This is a genomic window from Streptomyces sp. AMJ-169, from assembly GCF_055597585.1.
In genome coordinates, this window is sequence record NZ_JBVLTJ010000004.1 from 543,952 (window position 1) to 567,739 (window position 23,788).

The 23,788-nt window shown below is 73.0% G+C and carries 16 protein-coding genes and 1 pseudogene; 10 read left to right on the plus strand and 7 right to left on the minus strand.

The window, feature by feature from the left end:
- Positions 1 to 5 precede the first annotated feature (5 nt).
- Positions 6 to 1,912 (minus strand): annotated as a pseudogene (locus ACYUD3_RS13005) (ABC transporter ATP-binding protein).
- Positions 1,913 to 2,041: 129 nt separating this feature from the next.
- Here ACYUD3_RS13005 and ACYUD3_RS13010 point away from each other — a divergent pair.
- From ACYUD3_RS13010 to ACYUD3_RS13030, 5 genes are all read left to right on the plus strand, one after another.
- Entirely contained in the window at positions 2,042 to 3,034 is a 993-nt protein-coding gene (locus tag ACYUD3_RS13010; RefSeq protein ID WP_470968304.1) for a lysylphosphatidylglycerol synthase transmembrane domain-containing protein, read from the plus strand.
- 166 nt (positions 3,035 to 3,200) lie between these two features.
- Complete coding sequence (locus ACYUD3_RS13015; protein ID WP_470968525.1) at positions 3,201 to 4,268, plus strand: mechanosensitive ion channel family protein; 1,068 nt, start codon at positions 3,201 to 3,203, stop codon at positions 4,266 to 4,268.
- A gap of 95 nt (positions 4,269 to 4,363) precedes the next feature.
- Positions 4,364 to 6,583, plus strand: coding sequence for an NADP-dependent isocitrate dehydrogenase (locus ACYUD3_RS13020; RefSeq protein WP_470968306.1), 2,220 nt, complete (start codon positions 4,364 to 4,366; stop codon positions 6,581 to 6,583).
- A 258-nt stretch (positions 6,584 to 6,841) separates the two neighbouring features.
- Complete coding sequence (locus ACYUD3_RS13025; RefSeq protein WP_470968308.1) at positions 6,842 to 7,627, plus strand: N-formylglutamate amidohydrolase; 786 nt, start codon at positions 6,842 to 6,844, stop codon at positions 7,625 to 7,627.
- A gap of 326 nt (positions 7,628 to 7,953) precedes the next feature.
- Positions 7,954 to 9,165: a cytochrome P450 gene (locus tag ACYUD3_RS13030; protein ID WP_470968311.1), complete on the plus strand. Its 1,212-nt coding sequence runs from the start codon at positions 7,954 to 7,956 to the stop codon at positions 9,163 to 9,165.
- Positions 9,166 to 9,221: 56 nt separating this feature from the next.
- Here the strand turns inward: ACYUD3_RS13030 and ACYUD3_RS13035 are convergent, their stop codons facing one another.
- Positions 9,222 to 10,115, minus strand: a complete 894-nt coding sequence (locus tag ACYUD3_RS13035) for a S1 family peptidase (RefSeq protein WP_470968313.1) — start codon at positions 10,113 to 10,115, stop codon at positions 9,222 to 9,224.
- Positions 10,116 to 10,632: 517 nt separating this feature from the next.
- On the opposite strand from ACYUD3_RS13035, the gene ACYUD3_RS13040 reads away from it, so the two are divergent.
- Both ACYUD3_RS13040 and ACYUD3_RS13045 read left to right on the plus strand, forming a co-directional pair.
- On the plus strand, positions 10,633 to 11,973 hold the full coding sequence (locus tag ACYUD3_RS13040) for a bifunctional o-acetylhomoserine/o-acetylserine sulfhydrylase (RefSeq protein ID WP_470968316.1): 1,341 nt from the start codon (positions 10,633 to 10,635) through the stop codon (positions 11,971 to 11,973).
- Between the two features lie 54 nt (positions 11,974 to 12,027).
- Complete coding sequence (locus ACYUD3_RS13045; protein WP_470968318.1) at positions 12,028 to 13,431, plus strand: homoserine O-acetyltransferase family protein; 1,404 nt, start codon at positions 12,028 to 12,030, stop codon at positions 13,429 to 13,431.
- 54 nt (positions 13,432 to 13,485) lie between these two features.
- On the opposite strand, the gene ACYUD3_RS13050 is transcribed toward ACYUD3_RS13045, so the two are convergent.
- Genes ACYUD3_RS13050 through ACYUD3_RS13060 form a run of 3 tightly spaced genes read right to left on the minus strand, consistent with a single transcriptional unit; the run spans position 13,486 to position 16,156 of the window.
- The gene (locus ACYUD3_RS13050; protein ID WP_470968320.1) at positions 13,486 to 14,097 is read right to left on the minus strand and encodes a hypothetical protein; all 612 of its coding nucleotides are present in this window, start codon (positions 14,095 to 14,097) and stop codon (positions 13,486 to 13,488) included.
- Positions 14,094 to 14,696 (minus strand): RNA polymerase sigma factor, encoded by a 603-nt coding sequence (locus ACYUD3_RS13055; protein WP_470968323.1) that lies wholly within the window; start codon positions 14,694 to 14,696, stop codon positions 14,094 to 14,096. The genes ACYUD3_RS13050 and ACYUD3_RS13055 overlap by 4 nt, the downstream gene beginning before the upstream one ends.
- 35 nt (positions 14,697 to 14,731) lie before the next feature.
- Complete coding sequence (locus ACYUD3_RS13060) at positions 14,732 to 16,156, minus strand: S8/S53 family peptidase (RefSeq protein ID WP_470968325.1); 1,425 nt, start codon at positions 16,154 to 16,156, stop codon at positions 14,732 to 14,734.
- 303 nt (positions 16,157 to 16,459) lie between these two features.
- On the opposite strand from ACYUD3_RS13060, the gene ACYUD3_RS13065 reads away from it, so the two are divergent.
- On the plus strand, positions 16,460 to 19,063 hold the full coding sequence (locus ACYUD3_RS13065; RefSeq protein ID WP_470968327.1) for a CHAT domain-containing protein: 2,604 nt from the start codon (positions 16,460 to 16,462) through the stop codon (positions 19,061 to 19,063).
- Positions 19,064 to 19,220: 157 nt separating this feature from the next.
- Here ACYUD3_RS13065 and ACYUD3_RS13070 read toward each other — a convergent pair whose 3' ends face one another.
- Positions 19,221 to 21,008: a helix-turn-helix transcriptional regulator gene (locus ACYUD3_RS13070; protein ID WP_470968330.1), complete on the minus strand. Its 1,788-nt coding sequence runs from the start codon at positions 21,006 to 21,008 to the stop codon at positions 19,221 to 19,223.
- A gap of 95 nt (positions 21,009 to 21,103) precedes the next feature.
- Between ACYUD3_RS13070 and ACYUD3_RS13075 the strand changes: the two genes are divergently transcribed.
- The gene (locus ACYUD3_RS13075; protein WP_470968333.1) at positions 21,104 to 22,123 is read left to right on the plus strand and encodes a M12 family metallopeptidase; all 1,020 of its coding nucleotides are present in this window, start codon (positions 21,104 to 21,106) and stop codon (positions 22,121 to 22,123) included.
- Between the two features lie 122 nt (positions 22,124 to 22,245).
- The gene (locus tag ACYUD3_RS13080; RefSeq protein WP_470968334.1) at positions 22,246 to 22,452 is read left to right on the plus strand and encodes a hypothetical protein; all 207 of its coding nucleotides are present in this window, start codon (positions 22,246 to 22,248) and stop codon (positions 22,450 to 22,452) included.
- Here the strand turns inward: ACYUD3_RS13080 and ACYUD3_RS13085 are convergent.
- Positions 22,413 to 23,786 (minus strand): NtaA/DmoA family FMN-dependent monooxygenase, encoded by a 1,374-nt coding sequence (locus ACYUD3_RS13085; RefSeq protein ID WP_470968336.1) that lies wholly within the window; start codon positions 23,784 to 23,786, stop codon positions 22,413 to 22,415. The two genes, ACYUD3_RS13080 and ACYUD3_RS13085, sit on opposite strands and share 40 nt — an antisense overlap.
- Positions 23,787 to 23,788: the final 2 nt, after the last annotated feature.

Genomic DNA, 23,788 nt, shown 5'->3' on the forward strand with positions numbered 1-23,788 from the left:
GACACTCAGGCCCCAGCCGCCCCGACCGCCGACTCCTCCCCCGCGAACTGCGTCCGGTACAGCTCCGCGTACCGCCCGCCCGCCGCCAACAGCCCCTCGTGCGTGCCCCGTTCGACGATCCGACCCGCCTCCAGGACCAGGATCAGATCGGCGGCCCTGACCGTCGACAGCCGGTGCGCGATGACGATCGCCGTCCGCCCCGCCAGCGCCTCCGTCAGCGCTTCCTGGACCGCCGCCTCGGAGGTGTTGTCGAGGTGGGCGGTGGCCTCGTCGAGGATGACCACGCGCTGGCGGGCGAGCAGGAGGCGGGCGATGGTCATGCTCCCCCAGTACGAAAGTCTGGGGGCACCCCCAGCTCGCCGCCGGACAGCCGGTACCCGCGCTCGCCGACGACCGTGTCCAGGCCGTCCGGCAGCTCGCGGACCAGGGTGTCGAGGCGGGCCCGGCGCAGCGCGTCCCACAGGTCGTCCTGCGTCGCCCCGGGCGCGGCGAGGAGGAGGTTGGCGCGGACGGTGTCGTGGAAGAGGTGGCCGTCCTGGGTGACCATGCCGACGGCGCCGCGCAGCGAGGCGGCGGTGGTGTCCCGGACGTCGACGCCGCCGACGCGGACGGCGCCGGCGTCGACGTCGTACAGGCGCGGCAGGAGCTGGGCGATGGTCGACTTGCCGGCGCCGGAGGAGCCGACGAGGGCGACGGTCTGGCCGGGGCGGGCGGTGAAGGTGACGCCGTGCAGGACTTCCGTGCCGCCGCGGGCGTCGAGGGCGGCGACCTCCTCCAGGGAGGCGAGGGAGACCTTGTCGGCGGCCGGGTAGCCGAAGCGGACGGCGTCGAACTCGACCTCCAGGGGGCCGTCGGGCAGGGCGCGGGCGCCGGGCCGTTCGTCGATCAGCGGCTCCAGGTCCAGCACCTCGAAGACCCGCTCGAAGCTGACCAGCGCGCTCATGACCTCGACGCGGGCCCCGGCGAGGGCGGTGAGCGGGGCGTAGAGGCGGGTCAGAAGGAGGGCGAGGGAGACGACGGCGCCGGGTTCGAGGGCGCCGCCGAGGGCTAGGCGCCCGCCGAGGCCGTAGACGAGGGCGAGGGCCAGGGCGGAGACCAGGGTCAGGGCCGTCATGAACACGGACTGGGCGGTGGCGGTGCGGATGCCGATGTCGCGGACGCGGGCCGCGCGGGCGGCGAACTCGGCCGACTCCTGCTCCGGCCGGCCGAAGAGTTTGACCAGGGTCGCGCCGGGCGCGGAGAAGCGCTCGGTCATGCGGGTGCCCATCGCCGCGTTGAGGGCCGCCGCCTCCCGCTGCATCCCGGCCATCCGCGCGCCCATCCGCCGCGCGGGAACCACGAACACCGGCAGCAGCGCCAGCGCGAGCAGCGTGACCTGCCAGGACAGCGTCAGCATGACCGCGAGCGTCAGCAGCAGGGTGACGACGTTGCTGACCACCCCGGACAGCGTGTTGCTGAACGCCCGCTGCGCGCCGATCACGTCGTTGTTCAGCCGCGACACCAGCGCCCCGGTCCGCGTCCGGGTGAAGAACGCCACCGGCATCCGCTGCACATGGTCGAAGACGGCCGTCCGCAGATCGAGGATGAGCCCCTCCCCCAGCCGCGAGGACAGCTTCCGCCCGAGCACCCCGAGCCCGGCCTCCAGCACCGCGATCCCCGCGATGAGAAGCGCGAGGCGTACGACGGTCCCGGGCGCGCCGTGGGACACGATCGCGTCGACCACGCGTCCGGCGAGCACCGGCGAGGCGACCGCGAGCAGCGCGGTGCCGACGCCGAGCGCGACGAACCAGGTGATGCGGCGGGTGTGGGGGCGGGCGAAGGCGGCTATGCGGCGCAGGGTCGTACGGTCGATGTGGCCGCCCTCGCGGGCGCTGGTGACGTTCTGGAGCTGTGCCCAGGCGGTGATCTCCATGCTCATGCCGGTGACGCTAGGACCTCAACCAACGTTGAGGTCAACGCCGGAGCGGCGGGCGTTCGTCATGCGGCGGCCCCGCTGCGGCAACCCGCAGTTGGACGGGGGTGGGGAACGTCTCCGAACGTGATGACCGTCCCCACCGCTCCCCCGCGCGTCCCCGGCGCCCCCCGGCGGCTGCCCCTCGCGGCCTGGCGCGCTCCCCTGCGCCGGGCCCTGTGCCTGCTCCCCCTCGTCCTGGTGGCCGTCGTCGCCGTGCGCCACCGCTCGGTGCTCGTCGCCGGGTTCGGCCAGTTGCGCGGCGCCGAGTGGCCGTGGCTGCTGGCGGCGGCCGGGGCGACCTGTCTGACGTGGGTCGCCGCGGCCGTCACCCGGCAGGGCGCGGTCGCCGAGCGGCTGCCCCGGCTGCGGCTGCTGGCGACGCAGTTCGCCGCGGGCACCGCCAACCACCTGCTGCCGACCGGTCTGGGCGCGAGCGCGGTCAACCTGCGGTTCATGACCGTCTGCGGGGTCCCGCTCGCCCGCTCCTCGGCCGCCCTCGCCCTGTATCTGCTGGCCGAGTCCGTCGCCCGCGTCGGTCTCCTCGCCGTCCTGCTGGCCGTCTTCCCGGACGCCCTGCGCTTCGGCTCCCTGCTCCCGAAGGCCACCGAGGGCCCGCTGACGGCGGCCCTGATCGCGGCCGTCGTCCTGGCGGCGGGCGCCCTGCTGTGCGTACGGCGGCTGCGGACGGCAGCCGCCGGGTTTCTGCGCACCGCGCTCGCGGAGGCCCGTTCGGTGCACGCGAGTCCGTTGCGGGCGCTGGCGCTGTGGGGCGGTTCGCTGGCGTTCCCGGTGCTCCAGGCGGCCGGACTCGCCGCCGTGGGGCGGGCGTTGGGGCTGCCGGTGCCGGTGGCGCACATGGCGCTCGCCTATCTCGCGGCGACCGTCGCGGTGGCGCTGATACCAACTCCGGGCGGGATCGGGTCCGTTGAGGCCGCGCTGATCGTGGCGCTGGTCGCGGCGGGCGGTCCGGTGGCCGTGGCGACGGCCGTCGTGCTGGCGTACCGGATCATCACGGTGTGGGTGCCGCTGGTGCCGGGGGCGCTGACGCTGGGGGCGCTGGTGCGGCTGAAGGTGATCTGACCGAACCGCCTCCACCCCGTTCGAACTGCCGTTCTGGATACGGCAGGATGACGAGCGCGCGGGACCCCACGGCCCGCGTGAGCGCACTTCGAACGAGCGGGTGACCGATCATGACGACACATCACATCCGGTGTTTTTCAGGCGAGTCGGCCGGAGGTGACCGATGCTGACCCGTGAACTCACCCTGGAAGACGCCCTGTTCGCCGGGATCGCGGTGGCCGCCGGGCTGCTGGTGGCGCTGCTGTCGCGGTCGCTGCTGCTGTGGCTGGCCAAGCACGCGAAGCGGACCAGGTGGGGCGGCGACGATGTGATCGTGGCGGCGATGCGCGGGGTCGTCCCGTGGGCGGCGGTGGCCGGGGGCATCGCGGCGGGGGCGGCGGTGCTGCCGCTGACGAAGGTCTGGCAGCGGACCGCGAACCAGGCGTTCACCGTGGTGCTCATCTTCGTGGTGACGGTGTCGGTGGCCCGGGTGGTCGCCGGGCTGATGCAGACGGTCACGCAGTCGCGGCCCGGGGTCGCCGGGTCCGCGACGATCTTCGTGAACATCACGCGCGTGCTGATCCTGGCGATCGGCTTCCTCGTGATGCTCCAGTCGCTCGGCATCTCCATCGCGCCGATGCTCACCGCCCTCGGCGTAGGCGGGCTCGCGGTCGCGCTGGCCCTCCAGGACACGCTCGCCAACCTCTTCGCCGGTATCCACATCCTCGCCTCCAAGACCGTCCAGCCCGGCGACTACATCAGGCTGAGCAGCGGCGAGGAGGGGTACGTCGAGGACATCAACTGGCGCCAGACGACCGTACGCGCCCTGTCGAACAACCTGATCGTGATCCCCAACGGCCAGCTCGCCAAGGCCAACATGACCAACTTCATGCGGCCCGAGCGGCAGCTGACGATCCTGGTGCAGGTCGGGGTGGACTACGACAGCGATCTGGAGCAGGTCGAGAAGGTCACCATGGACGTCGTCGCCGAGGTCATGGCGGAGATCAGCGGGGCGGTCCCGGACCACGAGCCCGCGGTGCGGTTCCACACCTTCGGGGACAACCGCATCGGCTTCACCGTGATCCTGGGCGTCGGCGAGTTCAGCGACCAGTACCGGATCAAGCACGAGTTCATCAAGCGGCTGCACAGGCGCTACCGCGCGGAGGGGATCCGGATTCCGGCGCCCGCGCGCAATGTCTCCCTCCAGCAGGGGTCGTGGGGGATTCCCCAGCAGCGGGAGGGGGCGTCCTCCTGAACTTCGGACCGCCGGGTCCGTACCGCTGTCGAGGCCGCCCGGATCACGAGATATCTTGATGTCGAGCAATGTTGCAGACGTGGAGCGGAGCACCGGTGACTGACTCGACCATCATCTATACGCACACTGACGAGGCCCCGGCCCTGGCGACGTACTCGTTCCTGCCGGTGATCCAGGCGTACGCGGGCCAGGCGGGCGTCTCCGTGGAGACGCGGGACATCTCGCTGGCCGGGCGGATCATCGCGGTGTTCCCGGAGTACCTGACCGAGGACCAGCGCATCCCGGACGCCCTCGCCGAGCTGGGCGAGCTGGCCAAGACCCCGGCCGCCAACATCATCAAGCTGCCGAACATCTCGGCGTCCGTCCCCCAGCTGAAGGCCGCGGTCGCCGAGCTCCAGGGCCAGGGCTACGCACTGCCGGACTACCCGGACGACCCGAAGACCGACGAGGAGCGGGACGTCCAGGCCCGCTACGACAAGGTCAAGGGCTCCGCCGTGAACCCGGTCCTGCGCGAGGGCAACTCCGACCGCCGCGCCCCCGCGTCGGTCAAGAACTACGCCAAGACCCACCCGCACCGCATGGGCGCCTGGTCGGCCGACTCCAAGACGGACGTCGCGACCATGAGCGAGGGTGACTTCGCGACGACCGAGAAGTCGACGGTCATCGCCGAGGACACCAACCTGACCTTCGAACTGGTCGGCGCCGACGGCTCGATCACGCCCTTGCGCGCACCGCTGAAGGTCATCGCCGGCGAGGTCGTCGACGCCTCCGTCATGCACGTCGCCGAGCTGCGCGAGTTCCTCACCGCGCAGCTCGCCCGCGCCAAGGCGGAGGGCGTGCTGTTCTCCGTGCACCTCAAGGCGACGATGATGAAGGTCTCCGACCCGATCATCTTCGGCCACGTCGTACGCGCCTTCTTCCCGAAGACCTTCGCGCGGTACGGTGCCGCGCTCGCCGCCGCCGGCCTGTCCCCCAACGACGGTCTGGGCGGCATCCTCAAGGGCCTGGACGCCCTCGCCGACGGCGCCGCGATCCAGGCGTCCTTCGACGCGGAGCTGGCCGAGGGCCCGGCGCTCGCGATGGTCGACTCCGACAAGGGCATCACCAACCTGCACGTGCCGTCCGACGTCATCGTCGACGCCTCGATGCCGGCCATGATCCGCACCTCCGGCCACATGTGGGGCCCGGACGGCGCCGAGGCCGACACCCTGGCCGTGCTGCCGGACCACTCCTACTCGGGCGTGTACCAGGCCGTCATCGACGACTGCAAGGCCAACGGCGCCTACGACCCGTCGACGATGGGCTCGGTCCCGAACGTCGGCCTCATGGCGCAGAAGGCCGAGGAGTACGGCTCCCACGACAAGACCTTCGAGATCCCGGCCGCCGGTACCGTCCGCCTCGTGGACGCGGCCGGGAACGTGGTCCTGGAGCAGGAGGTCTCCGCGGGCGACATCTTCCGCTCCTCGCAGACCAAGGACGCGCCGATCCGCGACTGGGTCAAGCTGGCCGTCACCCGCGCGCGTGCCACCGGCGACCCGGCCGTGTTCTGGCTGGACGAGAACCGCGGCCACGACGCCGTGATCATCGAGAAGGTCAAGGCGTACCTGCCGGAGCACGACACCGAGGGCCTGGACATCCGGATCCTCGCCCCGGTCGAGGCGACCAAGCTCTCCATCGAGCGCATCCGGCGCGGCGAGAACACCATCTCCGTGACCGGCAACGTGCTGCGTGACTACCTCACCGACCTGTTCCCGATCCTGGAGCTGGGCACCAGCGCCAAGATGCTGTCGGTCGTCCCGCTGATGGCGGGCGGCGGCCTCTTCGAGACGGGCGCCGGCGGCTCCGCCCCGAAGCACGTCCAGCAGCTGGTCAAGGAGAACTACCTGCGCTGGGACTCGCTGGGCGAGTTCTTCGCGCTGGTCCCCTCCCTCGAGCAGTACGCCGAGGCCGCCGGCAACCCCAAGGCCAAGGTGCTCGCCGACACCCTCGACCGCGCGACGGCGACCTTCCTCAACGAGGACAAGTCCCCGACCCGCCGCGTCGGCGGCATCGACAACCGCGGCAGCCACTTCTACCTGTCCCTGTACTGGGCCCAGGAGCTGGCGGCGCAGACCGACGACGCGGACCTCGCCAAGGCGTTCGCCTCCTTCGCCGAGTCCCTCGCGGCGGACGAGGAGAAGATCGTGTCCGAGCTGAACACCGTTCAGGGTTCCGCGGCGGACATCGGCGGGTACTACCAGCCGGACCCGGAGAAGGCGGCGGCGGTCATGCGGCCTTCGGCGACGTGGAACGCGGCGCTGGGTTCGCTGAGCTGAGCTGAGCTGAAGCGGGGCTGAGCCGTGGGGCTGAGCTGAGCTGAGCTGAAGTCGACGGGGCTGGTGGGCTGTTGAGGCCTGCCGGCGCTACGGGTCCGCCCCGGCCGGGTGTTCTTCATCCGGCCGGGGCGGAGTCGTGTGGGGGTGCTGATGGGCGGGGTGCTGATGGGCGGGGTGCCGACGGGCGGGGTGCTGACGGAGCTGGGGTTTTGATGCGGCCGGGGAGCCGAGTCCGAGGTATGGCAGTGTGATCATGTGATGTCCTTCGCCCTTCTCCCCGGTGCCCCCGACTCCCCCGTGATCCTCCACGTCCCGCACTCCTCCCGGGAGATCCCGGCCGGTGTCCGGGACGGGATCGTCCTCGACGGTCCGGCGCTGGAGCGGGAGCTCGATCACATCGTGGACGCGCATACCTCGCTGCTCGCGGAGGAGGCATACCGGCTGGCGGGTGAGAGGACTCCGTGGCGGTTCGTGAATCTGCTCGCGCGGCTCGTCGTCGATCCGGAGCGGTTTCCGGACGAGCGGGAGGAGATGCGGGCGGTCGGGATGGGGGCCGTCTATACGCGGACCACGCACGGGGAGGTGCTGCGGGCCGCCGGGTTCGACCCCGAGCCGCTGATCGCACGGTACTTCCGGCCGTACGCCCAGGCGATGACCGAGGCCGTACGGGACCGGCTCGACGCGGTGGGGCGGGCCGTCGTGATCGACGTGCACTCGTATCCCAGCGCGGCGCTGCCGTACGAGCTGCACGGGGCGGGGGCGCGGCCGGCGGTGTGCCTGGGGACGGACTCCTTCCATACGCCCGCCGGGCTGCTGACGGCGGCGCGGGAGGCGTTCGCGGGGTTCGAGGTGGGGCTGGACAGTCCGTTCGGCGGGGCGTATGTGCCGCTGGAGTTCTATGGGGTGGACGAGCGGGTGTCGGCGCTGATGATCGAGGTTCGGCGGGATGTGTATATGGCTGAGCCTGGGGGGTGCGTGGAGGCTGCTGGGGTGGGGGAGGTCGCGGGGGCGTTGGCGGGGTTGGTGGGGGCGGTGTCGGGCTGAGGCGGGGGCGGGCGATGGCCGGCTGAACCGGTAGGGCGCAATGTTCGGCTGAACCCGGGGCGTCGGCTGAGCCGGTGAGAGCAGCGCCGGGCTGAGCCGGGGGCGAGCCGTGGCCGACTGAACCGGTGGAGCGCAATGTTCGGCTGAACCCGGGGCGTCGGCTGAGCCGGTGAGAGCAGCGCCGGACTGAGCCGGGGGCGAGCCGTGGCCGGCTGGACCAGGAATGCTCGTGGGGCGCGCGGTGTCCGGCCGAACCCGAAGCTTTCGTCGAGCCAGACGGAGCACTCCCGCGCGACACCCGACCCCGCTCCGGCGATCGTGGACGCATGACCGAGGAGATCACCCACATCACCGCACCGGTCCGGGAATGGCCCACCCCCGATCTGGACGGGACCCGGTTCGACCCGGTGCTCGCGGAGCTGATGCGTGAGGGGCCGCTGACCCGGATCCGGCTGCCGTTCGGGGACGGCTGGGCGTGGCTCGCGACGCGGTACGAGGATGTGCGGGCGATCACCAATGACCCCCGGTTCAGCCGAAGCGAGGTGACGAGGCGTCAAGTCACCCGTATGGCACCGAACTTCGCCCCCCGCCCCGGCTCCCTCGCCTTCGCCGACCAGCCCGACCACAACCGGCTGCGCAAGGCCGTCGCCGGCGCTTTCACGGTCGGCGGGATGAAGCGGCTGCGACCCCGGGCACAGGAGATCCTGGACGAGCTGGTCGAGGGCCTGCTGGACGACGGTCCCCCCGCCGACCTCGTCGCCCGCGTCCTCGAACCGTTCCCCTTGGCCGTCGTCAGCGAGGTCATGGGCGTCCCCGCCGACCAGCGCGGGCAAGTGCACGCGTGGACCCGCGAGATCATCTCCACCTCGGGCGGCGACAAGGGCGCCGACCTGGCCAAGCAGGGGCTGTACGGCTGGATCACCGCGACCATCCGCGAGCGGGCCGGCGGCGGCACCGACGACGTCTATACGCTGCTCGGCGCTGCCGTCGCCCGGGGCGACGTACGCGAGGAGGAGGCCGTCGGGCTCGCGGGCCCGCTCCAGATCGGCGGGGAGGCCGTCACCAACAATGTCGGGCAGATGCTGTATCTCCTGCTCACCCAGCCGGAGTTGCTGGCCCGCTTCCGCGAACAGCCGGACAAGCGCGGGCTGTTGACCGACGAGCTGCTGCGTTACATCCCGCACCGCAGCAGTGTGGGGCTGGCCCGGATCGCCCTCGAAGACGTGGCGGTGGCAGGGCAGTTGATCCGCGCGGGCGAGCCGGTGTACGTGTCGTACCTGGCCGCCAACCGGGACGCGGAGGTCTTCCCGCGGCCGGACGCGATCGTCCCGGGCCGGGAGCCGAACCCGCATCTCGCGTTCGGCAACGGCGCGCACTACTGCACGGGCGCGGTGCTCGCCCGGCTCCAGCTCGACCTGCTGCTGGAGACGCTGGTGGAGCGACTGCCGGGGCTGCGGCTCGCGGTGGCCGCCGACGAGGTCGTATGGCGCAAGCGGACGATGATCCGGGGGCCGCGGACGCTGCCGGTGGCCTGGTAGACGCGGGTGCGCCCGGCCGGTGTGAACTCCGGCCGGGCGCCTTGCCGTTGGGGTGACTAGAAGACGCTGACGCCGTACGCGCTGAGCGCCTCGGTGACCGGCTGGAAGAAGGTCACGCCGCCGGAGGAGCAGTTGCCGCTGCCGCCGGAGGTGAGGCCGAGGGCGGTGGTGCCGGAGAACATGGCGCCGCCGCTGTCGCCGGGCTCGGCGCAGACGTTGGTCTGGATGAGGCCGCTGACCGAGCCCTCCGCGTAGTTGACGGTGGCGTTCAGGCCGGTGACGGTGCCGCTGCGCAGGCCCGTGGTGGAGCCGCTGCGCTGGACGGACTGGCCGACGGTGGCGTTGCCGGCCGCGGTGATGTCGCGGTAGCTGCCGTTGTAGAGGTAGACCCGGCCGTCGGCCGCCGAGGAGTTGGCGTGCCGGATGATGCCGTAGTCGTTGCCCGGGAAGCTGGAGCCGGCCCGGGTGCCGAGGGAGGCGGTGGTACCCGAGTTGGTGTACCAGGCGCTCGCGATCGCGGTGCAGTGACCGGCGGTCAGGGCGTAATAGGTGCTGCCGCTGCGGACGTTGAAGCCGAGCGAGCAACGGCCGCCGCCACCCGCGTAGATGGCGTCGCCGCCGGCGATGAGCTTCGAGAACGTGCCCTGCGTACGGTTGATCTGGAGGCCCTGGGTGCCCGCGGCGTCCTTGATCTCGGCGATCTCGGCGGCGGTGACGGTCGAGTCGGCGGTGACGACGACCTTGCCGGTGGCGGGGTCGGTGTACCACGCGGTGCCGGGGACGTCGGCCTTCAGGACGGCCTCGCTGACCTCGGCGAGCTGGGCGGTGCTCAGCTTGGCGGGGGCCTCGGCGGCGCTGGCGGTCGGCACGGTGAGCGCGGCGGCGGCGACGAACGCCGAGACGATCGCGGTGGTGCGGGCTCTCTTCGAGAGGTTACGGACGATCTTCACTGCATCCTCCTGCGGTGGGGGCAGGCCCGGTGGGGTGGACGGGCCTGAGGCTGCATGGACGCTCCCGACGCACCCGGATCCAAGGTTTGGTCATGGGCGCGTCAAGATTTGACATGGAGATCTTCAACTTCCGGACGCCGACTGTTCAAGGTCGGTTTTCAGACAGGTCCGAAACCGGCCTCACCTCGGCTTCCACCGTACGGAAGACCTGATTGCCCCGCTATCAACCCACCTGTCACGACTGGCGGGTTGGCCCGTTCGCGCCCTACCGCCGCCCCGGCCGGCGTGCGATGGCGGACCCCGAACACGACGGCCTTGTAAGGGAATTACGGCGCCGCACCGCTTCCGTATTGCGCACCGTGAACAGTCCATGTCGGCGCCGTCCCACCGCTGGCCGGGCGGCTCGGCGCCGTGATTGTCTCGGCGTCGTCCCACTTCCCTCGTTGTCCACCGACTCGCCCCGGCCTGCCCCGACTTGCCCGGGTGGCACCCGCAACGCCGTACGAGGAGCGCCCCCTTGAGCCAGACCACTGACCCCACCGCCCCGGCCGAGGCCCAACCGTCCTCCTCCCGCTGGTCGTTCGAGACCAAGCAGATCCACGCGGGGGCGGTGCCCGACCCGGTGACCGGGGCGCGGGCCACGCCCATCTACCAGACCTCGTCGTTCGTCTTCCGCGACACCCAGCACGCCGCCGACCTCTTCGCGCTCGCCGAGCCCGGCAACATCTACACCCGCATCCACAACCCCACCCAGGACGTCTTCGAGCAGCGGATCGCCGCGCTGGAGGGCGGTGTCGCGGCCGTCGCGCTGGCCTCCGGGCAGGCCGCGGAGACCCTCGCGATCCTGACCGTGGCGGGCGCCGGCGACCACATCGTCTCCAGCACCTCCCTCTACGGCGGCACGCACAACCTCCTCAAGCACACCCTCCCGAAGTTCGGCGTCGAGGTCTCCTTCATCGACGACCCCGACGACGCCGAGGCCTGGGCGGCGGCGATCCGGCCCACCACCAAAGCCCTGTTCGCCGAGACGCTCGGCAACCCGCGCGGCAACGTCCTCGACATCCGCGCGGTCGCCGACGTCGCCCACGCGGCCGGGGTCCCGCTGATCGTCGACAACACCGTCCCCACTCCCTTCCTGCTGCGGCCGATCGAGCACGGCGCCGACGTCGTCGTGCACTCCGCGACCAAGTTCCTCGGCGGGCACGGCACCACCGTCGCCGGAGTCGTCGTCGACGGCGGGACCTTCGACTTCGGGGCGCACCCCGGCCGCTTCCCCGACTTCACCGAGCCCGACCCGAGCTACCACGGCCTGCGCTACTGGCCGGCCCTCGGCCCCGGCGCGTTCGCGATCAAACTGCGCGTCCAGCTCCTGCGCGACCTCGGCCCCGCGCTCTCCCCGCACTCCGCGTTCCTGCTGCTCCAGGGCGTCGAGACGCTGAGCCTGCGGATCGAGCGGCACACGTCCAACGCCCAGGCGCTCGCGGAATGGCTGACGACCCGCGAGGAAGTGACAGCCGTCCACTATCCGGGCCTGCCGTCCAGTCCCTGGTACGACGCCGCTCAGAAGTACCTCCCCGACGGCGCCGGCGCGATCGTCTCCTTCGAGCTGCGCGGGGGTGTCGAGGCGGGCAAGCGGTTCGTGGACGGCGTCGAGCTGTTCAGCCATCTCGCGAACATCGGCGATGTCCGTAGTCTCATCATCCATCCGGCGTCCACGACTCACAGTCAGCTGGACGAGGCGGAGTTGGCGGCTACGGGGACGACGCCTGGGCTGGTCCGGCTGTCGGTGGGGCTGGAGGCTTTGGCGGATCTCAAGGGGGATCTGGAGGGTGGGTTCCGTGCGGTTGTGGGTGCGTAGGTGAGGGGGGTGGGGGGTGCCGGGGGGCTGCGGGAGGGGGGCTTGCTGGGCGCGGTGAGTGAGGCGCAGGGCGCGGGGGCCTGGCCGCGCGTCACCGGCGCCTGGCAGGAGGGGGATCCTCCGGGTGGCCGGCGCTGGCACTCCCTCGCCGTGCCCCTCCCGCTGGAGGCCGGAGGTGAACTCCCCGGTGTGCGGCTGGCGTTCGAGACGTGGGGGCGGCTCGCGCCGGACCGGTCGAACGCGGTGCTGGTGCTGCACGCGCTGACCGGCGACAGCCATGTCACCGGCCCCGCCGGACCCGGGCACCCCACGGCCGGATGGTGGGCGGGACTGGTCGGACCGGGGCTGGCGCTGGACACCGACCGGTGGTTCGTGGTCGCGCCGAATGTGCTGGGGGGCTGCCAGGGGAGCACGGGTCCGGCGTCGCGGAGGGGAGGGGGGTCAAGCGGGCTGACGGGCGGGACGGGTTCAGCCGCGTCGCACTCAAGTCGTCCTACGGGCCGACCGGATTCAGCTGAGCCGCGCTCAAGTCGGCGGGCGGACGAGGCGAGTCGGGGCACCGCCGAGCCGGGGAAATCCATCGCCGGCGCACCTCGGCCCACCGACAGCCCGACTGCGCACACCGGCCGCTCAACTCCGCCCACCCACGCCTCAACTCGGCCCACCGACACCCCGACTCCGCCCACCGGCACCCCCCATTGGGGCAGCTCCTTCCCCTTCCTCACCCAACGCGACCAAGTCGCCGCCGAAGCAGCCCTCGCCGACGCCCTCGGCATCGACCGCTGGGCGCTGGTCATCGGCGGCTCGATGGGCGGAATGCGAGCCGTCGAATGGGCAGTCGGCCATCCAGCCCGCGTCGGCCGGCTCCTGCTGCTCGCCACCACCGCCGCCGCGAGCGCCGAGCAGATCGCGTGGGCCGGCATCCAGATACAGGCGATCCGCTCCGACCCCCACTGGCAGGGCGGCGACTACCACGGCACCGGACACGGCCCGCACACCGGACTCGGCCTGGCCCGCCGGCTCGCCCACGTCACCTACCGCAGCGAACCCGAACTCCAGGAACGCTTCGGCCGCACCCCGCAGCACGCCGAAGACCCTTTCCACAAAGGGCGTTACCAGGTCGGCTCGTACCTCGACCACCACGCGGCCAAACTGGTCCGCCGGTTCGACGCGGCGAGTTACGTCGTCCTGTCCGAGGCGATGAACGCGCACGACGTCGGCCGCTCCCGGGGCGGTCTCCGCGCCGCGCTGGCCCGGATCACCGCCCCGACGATCGTCGCCGGCGTCGACTCCGACCGCCTCTATCCACCACTCCAGCAGGCGGAGTTGGCGGCCCTGATCCCGTCGGCGGACCGGCCGAGGGTGATCGGATCACCGTACGGGCACGACGGGTTCCTCATCGAGACCGGGCAAGTCGGGGAGCTGGTGCGGGAGTTGCTGGCGACCGCTTCAGGCTGAACGATTCACCAACGGCAACTCACGCTGATACGAAGCGACTTGTGCACCGAAGTCTCATGCCCGCAGCCACTCCGTCATCACCACTCCCGCCCCCGTCCGCACCCGCAGCGCGAACGGCCCCGACGGCGGCGCGGCGGCCGAGAAGCGGCCCAGCTCGTCGGCGGTGAGCGCCGCCCCCGCCTGCGGCCCGCTCAGCACCTCGATACGGGCGGGCTGCGGCGGCATCAACTGGCCCAGCAGGCCCTGGGAGGTGACCTCGACGTCGACGGTCAGCTCCCCCGTGTCGAAGGTCAGCATCCGCGGCGGATCGGCGGCCCCGCGCACCGGGATCGCGTGGGTGAGCGAGTCGAAGGTCAGCTCGGCCAGCCTGGCGTCGAGGTCGACGAGCGCGTACGCCTCGATGGCCATACGGCGCACCTCGACCGGCACCGGATCGAGGATCGCGGCGGCCTGCCTGAGCTCCTCCTCCAGCCGTTCGTCCTCGAACTCGTCCCCGTCGAACTCGCCTGTGCCCGGGGGCTGTTGGCCGCCGGAGCCGGGGTCCGCGAAGGAGGAGCCGGCGCCGGTCCGCGCGGGGTCTAAACCCTCGTACGGCTCGCCGGGCTCCCCGCTGTGGGGGGTCGCGTCGTTCATGTCGTCCATCCCGTCGTACACGTCGTGTTTCACCGCGCACCCCGTGGGGTCTCCAGGCGGGCCCGCAGGCGGCGCAGGCAGCGTTGGCGCATGGGGCCGATGCTGCCCACGGCGATGCCGAGGCCGGAGGCGATCTCCTGGTAGCTCGGCGGCGGGGAGGCGATCAGGACGCGCAGGAGTTCACGGCAGCGTTCGCCGAGTGCTTCGAACTCCTGCCAGAGGCGGCGTACGCGCTCGCTCTGCGCGGCGGCCTCCTCCGAGTCCAGGACGGCCTGTTCGGGGGTGCGTTCCTCGCTGATCCGGTCGAGGACCATGGGGTCGTCGGTCGGGGTCAGCCTCCTGAGGCTCTTGATGACCTTCAGGCACTCGTTGCGGGCGGTGCTGGCCAGCCAGGAGCCCGCTTTCTCGGGTTCGCGGATCCGCCCCAGGTGCTGGGCGAAGCGGAACCAGACGGTCTGGCAGACCTCGTGGCCGTCGGCCTCGGAGAGCCGGTGCGCCCGCACCACCGACCAGACCAGGGGGCTCAGCCCCTCCACCAGCGCTTTCCAGGCCGCCGCGTCGCCGTCGGCCGCGGACTGGACGAGCGCGCCGACATCAGTACGGTCCACGGCCCCACCCCTCGTGTACGGCATGTCATCGTACGCCGTGACGGGGGCCGCCTCAGCCCTCATGAACCGGGCACCAGTTGCTCGACCGGCTCCGCCCGCCAGGTCCCGGGGAGGAGCGAGGGCACCTGGGCGCCGCGCACCTCGGCGAACCCGGTGGCGCCCGCGAGGAGTTTGCGGGCGGCCACGCGCGGGTCGGTCTCCTTGCCGGCGGCCATGTACGCGGCGACCATGCCGGCGGCGATCGGCGTCGCGAAGGACGTCCCGCTCCAGTGGGCGTAGCCCTCGAACATCACCTGATCGGGTTTGCCGTCGTCGCTCAGCACCCCGGTGTGGCGCGGGGAGCGGCAGGTGCAGGCGTAGCCGAAGCCGTAGCGGCAGGCGTCGTAGGTGGAGTGCTGGTAGGTGTACGGGACCGGTGTGTCGAAGCCGGTGAGGGAGCTGACCAGGCGCTCGCCGGGGGCGTAGACCCGCACCCAGGGGCCGTAGTTGGTGAAGCAGGCGCCGAAGGAGCCGTCGGTGCGCAGGGCGCCGACGGACAGGACCGTGTCGGCGTGGTCGGGGAGGGCCGCGTAGGCGGCGGGCCAGAACGGGGTGGCGCTGCCGTTGTTGCCGGCGGCGGCGACCAACAGGGTTTTCTGCGCCCGCAGTTCGGCCATGAAGGTCTCGACGCCCAGGAGCCCGTCGGTGCGGCCGTTGACGCTGCCGGCGGAGAGGCTGAGGATGTCGGGCCAGCCGTCCTCGACGGCCTCGAAGAGCCGCTCCCCGAACTCCGACTCCAGGATGGCCCCGGCGTCGTTGAGGGTGCCGCGTACGGTGACGTCGGTGTCGGGGGCGACGGCGGTGAGCAGGCCGGCGATGAACGTGCCGTGTCCCACGTACTGCTGGAGGACGCCCTGATCGTCGGTCTCGCGGACCTGGGGGTCGCCCTTGACGTGGGCGAGGCCGGGGCAGTCGCGGTAGTCGTGGGTGAGGCCGTTGTCGATGACGAGGACGGACACGGCGCGCTCGGGGTCGTCACCGGCTTCCGCGCGGGCCGGGTTGAGGCCGGCGCTCAGGGCGGCGGGGACCGGTTCGTCGCCGGGGCAGGCGTTGGTGGCGATGTGGACGACGTGGTTGCGGCTGACCAGGCGGTGTCCGGCGCGGCCCTCGCGGGCGCCGAGGGCGCGCAGCGCGTGGGCGACGGACCGGTCGTCACCGCCCGCGCGGACCGTCTGGGCGGGGTCGCCGACCTGGATGCGGGTGATGCCGGAGCGGTTGGCCTCGGGGCTCGCGCGGCGGACGTGGCCGGCGTCGAGGTCGGGGGCGGCGGTGAAGTGGGCGCGCACGGTGTCCTCGACGAGGCGGGCCTGTTCGCCGTCGCGGGCGAGGACGACGCCTTTCTCGTACACGAACTCCCCGAGATCCTCCGGTCCCACGGCGAGCGGGACGCCCGGCATGGAGCGCTGGATCAGGGCGAACTGCTCCTGGAATCGCTGTGGAGCCATGGCGTGTCCTCTTCCCCTGAGGCGACAAGGCGGCGACGGTCGTCAGTCAGACCCCGCAATCGGGTCCGTGATACAGGTGGTGCGGCGGCAGTGACGGGAGTGCGGGGGCGGGCGCGCGCCGGGGTGCGGGGATCGGTGTGCGCCGGGGTGCGGCAGGTCCCGCGCGCCGGAGCGCGGCGGGCGGCGCACGCCGGAGAGTGGGCCCGTGTGGTGTCAACTCCCTTTGCGGGGATGCTGTGTCGGAGTCTTACGATCCGGTGCCAACCGGTGTGGTGCGCTCCGGTGACGATTACCATCCGTGGAGTGACAGCGGCACAAGACTCGGTTCTCGAACTGCTGCCTCTGGTGTTCGCGGCCCCCCATGACGCGCTGGCGCGGGCGGAGAGGCTGCTCGGCGCGGACCCGGCGCCGCTGGACGCCTCGATCGCCCATCAGGTGATCGGCATCTGGCAGCGCGACTGGGGCGATCTGCGCCTGGCCATCGACCATCTGCGCCGCGCCCGCGCGCTGGCCGCCCGCGCGGACTCCGCCGACCGGGAGGCGGACATCCTGGCCACCCTGGGCGTCGCCCTGGTGCACGCGGGCCGCACCCGGCAGGGCCTGGCCGCCTTCGAGCGGGGCGTGTCGCGCGGCGTCGGCCATACGCGCGCGCGGGTGCTGTTCCGGCGGGCGTACTCCTGGGAGGTGCTCGGTCATCACCGCGAGGCCCTGGAGGACCTGCGCCGCGCGGTCCCGGTGCTGCGGCAGGCGGACGACACCATCTGGACGGCGCGGGCGCTCACCCTGAGGGCGACGGTGCATCTCGCGCTGGGCGCCGTCGACCGCGCGGATGCCGATTACGCGTCGGCGCAGGCGTTATGGGACACCACCGATCAGGAGCACGACAAGGCGGACGCGGTCGAGAGCCGGGGCCTGGCCGCGTTCCGCTCGGGTGACATCCCGCGCGCGCTGCGGCTGCTCGACGAGGCCGAGGAGCGGTACGCGAAGCTCGGCACCCCGACGATCATGCTGAACATCCGGCGCTGCGAGGTCCTGATGGCGGCCGGGCTCGCTCCGGAGGCGCTGGCGGAGGCGGACGGGGCGATCGCGGTCGTCGACGGCATCGGGGGCCAGTCGACGCGCAAGGCGGAGCTGCTGCTGTCGGCGGCGAAGGCGGCCCGGCTCGCGGGCGACCCCGGTACGGCGATCGCGCGCGCGGCGGTCGCGGTGCGGCTGTTCGCGGCGCAGCGCCGGTCCTGGTGGGAGACGCACGCCCAACTGGTCCTGATCGAGGCGAGGTTGATGGCGGGGCGGGCCTCGGGGCGGCTGGTCGGGGAGGCGGCGAAGGTCGCCGGGAAGCTGACGTCGTTCGGGGCGCCGGCCGCGCCCGAGGCCTGGCTGCTGGCCGGGCGGCTCGCGCTGGCGCTGGACTGGACGGCGGACGCCGAGCGCTATCTGGCCCTGGCCGCCCGCAGCAGGCTCAGCGGGCCGCCGCTGGCCCGTGTGACGGGCTGGGCGGCGCAGGCCCTGCGGGCGCGCGCGGCGGGCTCCGGACGGGGCGTCCTGGAGGCGTGCCGGCGCGGCCTGGAGGTCCTCGACGACCACCGCATGACCCTGGGCGCCTCGGAGCTGCGCGCGCGGGCCACCGCGCAGGGCGCCGAACTCGCCGCGCTGGCCCAGCGGATCAGTCTGGAGTCCGGCGGGCCGCGCCAGCTGCTGCTGTGGAGCGAGCGCTGGCGGGCCACCGTCCTGTCCGCGCCCCCGACCCGGCCGCCCGCCGACGCGACGCTGTTGAGCGGGCTCACGGCGTTCCGCGTGATCGCCGACCAGGCCGAGAACGCCCGGATCGCGGGCCGCCCGCTGCCCGCCCTGGAGCGTGAACAGCGGCGCCTGGAACGGGAGATCCGCAACCGCACCCTCCACATCAGCGGCGAGTCCCCCGGCGCGGACCGCCGCCTCGACGTGGGGCGGCTGCTGGAGCGCCTCGAAGGCGGGCGGCTGGTCGAACTGGCCGTGCTGGACGGGCGGGTGCAGATCCTGCTGTGCGGCGACGGCCGGGTCCGGCGGTTCGCCGGGGGCCTGCTCGCGGACGCCGAGCGCGAGGCCGAGCACGTCCAGGCGGCGCTGCGGCGGCTCGCGCACCCCGGCGCGGAAGGACGCCTGCCGCTGGTCGAACACATGGGCCGCAGGCTCCAGGAACTGCTGCTCGGACCGGCCGCCGACCGCCTCGGCGACGGACCCGTGGTCGTCGTACCGCCCGCGCGGCTGCACCAAGTGCCCTGGGCGCTGCTGCCCGCGCTGCGGGAGCGGGTGCTGAGCGTGTCGCCGTCGGCGAGCAGCTGGCTGCGCGCGAAGGAGACGGCGCCGCCGCCCGGCGGGCGCCATGTCCTCGTGCGCGGACCTGGGTTGGCGACCGGCGGGGCCGAAGTCCCGGAGGTCGCGGGGCGGTACGGGCGGCCGACGGTCCTCGAACAGCACGAGGCGCGTACCGGGCGGGTGCTGGCCGAGCTGGACGGGGCCGCGCTCGCGCACATCGCCGCGCACGGCACGTTCCGCGCGGACAGCCCGCTCTTCTCCTCCCTGCGGATGGCCGACGGCCCGCTCATCGTCCACGACTTCGAACGCCTCACCCGCTCCCCGTACCGCATCATCCTCTCCAGCTGCGACACCGCCCGCCTCGCGTCCGTCGGAGCGGACGAACTCCTGGGCCTGGTCACGGCGTTGCTCCCGCTGGGCACCGCCGGAGTCCTGGCGAGCAGCGCACCCGTCAACGACGCGGCGGTCGTCCCGCTGATGCTCGCACTGCACCGGCGGCTCGCGGACGGGGGTTCGCTGGCGGAGGCGCTGCGGGACGCGCGGGCGTCGGTGCCGGGGGATGCGCTGCATCAGGCGACCGGGTGGGCGTTCCAGGCGTTCGGGGCGGCGTGAGCTTCCGGTTCTGGGCGACGTGAACTTCCGGTTCGGGGCGGCGCGGGCTTCCGGTTCCGGGCGTTCGGGGCGGCGTGAGCTTCTTGCCCGAACGGCCTTGCGGTGGGCGCCCGTTGCCGCCGGACCGGCGTGCGGTCGGCGTGAACTCCCCTGTGGTTCACGCCGTTTGCTCCGTCAGCCAAGGCAGCGCGCCCCGGTCGCTGGCGCCGAGCCGGGTGTACGCCCCGTAGAGGTGGTTGCCGACGGTCCGTACGGACAAGGTGAGCCGCTCGGCGATCTGCCGGTTGCTGAGTCCGGCGGCGGCGAGCGTGACGATCTGCCGTTGCCGCGCGGTGAGTTCACCCAGGACGAGCCCGGCCAGCTCGGGCGTACGGGCCCCCTGGCAGCGCCGGGCCAGCGCGACGGCCCGCGTACGGGAGGCCCGCGCCGCCCTCGGATCACGGTGCAGCCGGGCCGCCCGCGCCCCCGCCTCCGCCGCGAACAGCACGAACCCCCGCTCCGCCAACTCCCGCGCGACCTCGTCCAGTTCACCCCCGTCCCCGGCGAGCCCCCACCGCACGAACACCTCGGCCCCCGCCAGCCCCCCGAGCCGCACCCCACCCTCAGGCGCGTCCCCTTCCCCCAACTCGGCGCAGGCGAGGTCGAGTTCGGCACGACAGAACGCGTCCCCGGGACTGTGCCGCACCCCTTCCCGCGCCCAGGCGACAGCCTCCCGCACCTCCCCCCGCAACCGCGCGAACCGCGCCCGCACCCCCGCGTACGACGCCGGCACCGCGGTCCCCTCCGCGATCAGCCACTCCCCCACCGGCGCGGCCACGTCCCGCACGTCCGCCGCCCCGATCCGCGCCCGCAGCCCCGCCGCCTCCACGGCCAGCGCTGCCTCCCGGTCCCCCCGCACCCGGCTCAGCCGCACCGCCCGCAACCGCCCGGCGACGGCCCGCAGCACGGGTCCGTGCAGGGGGTCGGCGAGGCGGACGGGGGTGTCGGCGGGGCCGCTGGGGGCACCGGAGGCACCGGAGGCACCGGCAGTCTCGCCCGGAGTTCCACCCGGCGCCGTGCCCTGAGCCTCGCCCACCTCGATGAGCCCCGCGGTCTCCAGCCGCTCCAGCGCCCCCAGATCGAGATCGGCCGCCCGCAGCGGCAGCGGCTCGGCGAAGGCCAGCCGGTCCAGGGCCTCGCGTTCGGCGCCCGCGCGCTCCAAAACTGCGGCGGCCCGCTCACGGACCAGCGGAGTGAGCGGAACGGGCCCACGCCAGGTGAACTCCTCACCGTCCGGCACGAGTTGCCCGCGCACCGCGTCGACGAGGTCCCGCAGCAGCCGCAAGTCCCCCCGGCACAGCCGGTGCAGACGGTTCACGGTGAGCGCGTCCAGCGCAACTCCCGCGCCGCACGCGAGGAGTTCGGCCGTCTCGTCGTAGGGCAGCGGGCCGAGGGTGAGCCGGGGCAGGAGGTCGTCGGTCCACAGGCGGGCGATCGCCGCCGGGGCGGGGGCGCCCTCGGTGGTGACGATCAGGAGGCGGGTGCGGCCCTGGACGGCGAGGTGGTGGACGAGGGCGGCGGAGGCGTCGTCGAGGAGATGGGCGTCGTCGACGAGCAACAGGCGCACACGGGAGAGGAGTTGGACCGCTCGGTGGAGGGTGACGGACTCGGGCAGGAGGTGGGCGAAGGCGGCGAAGGGGACGGGGCGCGTCTCGGGGGTGCCGGCGACGCGCGCGCAGTCCTTCGCCCGGCCGCCGGAGCGCAGCGCCTGGAGCGCGAGGCGGGTGCGGCCGTGACCCGACGGTCCGGTCAGCACGACCCCCGGGCGGCCCGCCGTCAACTCGCGCCGGATCAGCTCGACTTCCTCCTCCCGGCCGGTGAACGGCCAGGGCAGGGCGAGCAGTTCGGACGCCCTGGCGTCGGCTTCGGCGGCGGGTTCGGTGGCTGCGGCTGCGAGAGGGGTCACCTCATCATGAGACGGGCTACTCACCCTTGATACAGGGCGAGTTGAGTAGCCGCCGACTCAGGCGCAGGGCGGTGCGCGGCGGGCAGAGTGGAGCCATGACCACCCGCTACTGCTCGCTCGTACGGCAGCCGGAGCCCGCGTACACGCCGGGCCTCGCCGCCGAGCGGCTCGCCGCGCTCCGGGGCGGGCGGCGGATCTGGGTCAACGGGACCGTCCTGCACTACTGCTTCCTCGACGGCGGCGAGCCGCAGCGCGAGGTCGTGCGGGACTGCTTCCGGGAGTGGCAGGGGCTCGGCATCGGGCTGACGTTCGCGGAGGTCGGGCACGCCGCCGAGGCGGAGGTCCGGATCGGGTTCCGGGAGGGCGACGGCTCCTGGTCGGCCGTGGGCCGCGACGCGCTGCCGGTGGGGCTGCGCGAGCCGACCATGAACTTCGGCTGGGACCTCACCCCGCCCGGCGAACGCGCCACCGCCCTGCACCAGATCGGCCACGCGCTCGGCATGCGGCACGAGCACCAGTCGCCGTACGCGGGCATCCACTGGGACGAGGAGGCGGTGTACGCGGATCTCGCCGGGCCGCCGAACCACTGGAGCCGCGAGCGCACCTACGTCAACATCCTCAGCAAGCTGGACCCGGCCGAGGTCAACGGGCCGGTGTGGGACCCGCAGTCGGTGATGGAGTACCCCTTCCCGGCCGGGCTGATCCTGGAGCCGGAGGCGTTCCGGCAGGGGGTGCAGCCGCCGGGGGCGCTGTCCGCGCTGGACAAGGAGTTCGTGCAGCGCTGGTACCCGCCGCAGGCCGCGCCGCGCCCGCCCGCGCTGGAGCCGTTCCGCTCGGCGCCGCTGGCGCTCGGGGCGGGCGAGCAGGCCGACTTCGCGCTCGCGCCGGCCGAGACCCGCGACCACCGGCTCGCCGTGTTCGGCGACTGCGACGCCGTGATCGTCCTCTTCGAGGAGCGCGACGGCGAGCCCCGCTATCTCGCGGGCCACGACGACGGCGGCACCCCCGCCAACGCCTCCATGCGCGTCCGGCTGGTCAGGGGCCGCCGGTACACGGTCCGGGTCCGGCAGTACTGCGCGTGGGGGCCGGGGCGGACGGCGGTCATGTGCTGGTGACCACCGCAGCGACCATGTGACCGCCGCCGGGGAAGGGCCGGGCCGCAGCCTTCGGGGGAGGGCGGCGGCCCGGCCTCGCCGTTGCCATAAGGGGCTCGGCTTCTCCGGAGGCCGGGCGAGCCTTGCGCCACGACCTCGGCGCGGGACCTGGGGACGTCCGCAGCCGTAAGCACCTCTTCCTCGCCGGGCTCGCGCTGTTCGTGCCGTGCGGGCTCGCCGCCGCGACGGGCACCCGGCCGGGTACGGTCGTCGCCGCCCGGCTGCTCCAGGGCGCGGCGGCGGGCCTCGCTCACGAAGCCTCCCGGGATTCCCGTATCTCGTCCGGATGAGTCAGGCCCAGGTGGTCGCGGAGGGTGCTGCCCTCGTAGTCGGTGCGGAAGACGCCGCGTTCCTGGAGGAGGGGGACGACCTTGTCGGCGAAGTCGTCGAGGCCGCTGGGGGTGATGTGCGGGACGAGGATGAAGCCGTCGGCGGCGTCGGCCTGGACGTACTCGTCGATCGTGCGCGCCACCGTCTCCGGGGTGCCGATGAAGTTCTGGCGGTTGCCGGTCTCGATGACCAGGTCGCGGATGGACCACTTGTTGGCCTCGGCCAGCTCGCGCCATTCACGGGCGGTGGCCAACGGGTCGCGGTACATGCGGACTTGGGCGCGGCCCCGGGAGATGTGCTCGGAGCTGACATCGGGGTCGATGTCGGGCAGCGGACCCTCGGGGTCGTAGCCGGAGAGGTCCCGGTTCCAGACGAACTCCAGGTGCTTGAGGGCGGTCGCGCCGCTGACCTGCTGGCGGCGGATGTCCTTCGCGAGGTCCTTGGCCTCCTCGTCGGTGTCGCCGAGGACGAACGTCGCGGCGGGGAGGATGAGGAGCTGGTCGGAGCGGCGGCCGTACTTGGCGAGGCGGCTCTTGACGTCGGTGTAGAAGGCCTGGCCCTGCTCCAGCTGCGCGTGCCGGCTGAAGATGGCGTCGGCTTCGGCGGCGGCGAACTCGCGGCCCTCCTCGGAGTCCCCGGCCTGGAAGATCACCGGCCGTCCCTGGGGGCTGCGCGGGACGTTGAAACGGCCCTGTATGTCGAAGTGCTGCCCGCTGTGGACGAAGGAGCCGGCCCCGGCGTCCCGCAGGAAGGCGCCGGTGGCCTGGTCGGCGAGGATCTCGTCACCCTGCCAGGAGTCGAACAGCTCGTGCGCCGTGGTGAGGAACTCCTTCGCGCGGGAGTAGCGCTCGCCCTGCGGGAGGAAGCCGCCGCGGCGGAAGTTCTCGCCGGTGAAGGCGTCCCAGGAGGTGACGACGTTCCACGCGGCCCGCCCGTCGGAGAGGTGGTCGAGGCTGGCGAACTGCCGGGCCACTTCGTAGGGCTCGTTGAAGGTGGAGTTGATGGTGCCGGTCAGGCCCAGCTTCTCGGTGACGGCGGCGAGCGCGGCCAGCACCGTGAACGTGTCGGGGCGGCCGACGACGTCCAAGTCGTAGATCTTTCCGCCCTGTTCACGCAGCCGCAGGCCCTCGGCGAGGAACAGGAAGTCGAACTTGGCGCGTTCTGCGGTGCGCGCGAAGTGGGCGAAGGAGCTGAACTCGATGTGGCTGCCCGCGCGGGGGTCGCTCCACACCGTGGTGTTGTTGACGCCGGGGAAGTGGGCGGCGAGGTGGATCTGCTTCTGCGGCTTGCTCATCG